The sequence below is a fragment of the Streptococcus pseudopneumoniae genome (assembly GCF_001072375.1).
GTDB lineage: Bacteria > Bacillota > Bacilli > Lactobacillales > Streptococcaceae > Streptococcus > Streptococcus pseudopneumoniae_L.
This window is the reverse complement of record NZ_JVKV01000042.1, coordinates 1-255: the sequence shown is the minus strand read 5'-3', so window position 1 is coordinate 255 and position 255 is coordinate 1. Positions and strand designations below refer to the sequence as shown.

Annotated in this window: 1 protein-coding gene; it reads right to left on the bottom strand. The window is 36.9% G+C overall.

Annotation, left to right across the window (positions count from 1 at the left end; translation table 11 throughout):
* On the bottom strand, nucleotides 1–131 hold a 131-nt coding region (locus ADH31_RS03525), incomplete at its 3' end, for an HAD hydrolase family protein (RefSeq protein WP_152904326.1).
* Nucleotides 132–255: the final 124 nt, after the last annotated feature.

The following is a 255-nucleotide window of genomic DNA, read 5'->3' as shown; positions in this document are numbered from 1 at the left end:
CCAGAGGCAACAGCAAAGTAGATTCCTTTTTCTTGATAAGAATGGAGCAACTTTTTCAGACGCTCCATATCGAATTGACCGGCACCATCCAAAAAAGTACCGTCCATATCCGTTGCTACTAATTTAATCATAAGTTCTTCATACTCCAATTAATAAATCTACCTTCTATTATACCATAGAAAAAGTAAAAAAAGACGTGCTGAATTGACACGTCCTTGCCTTCTATAAATAATCCTGTAGGGCTAATTTAAGGCG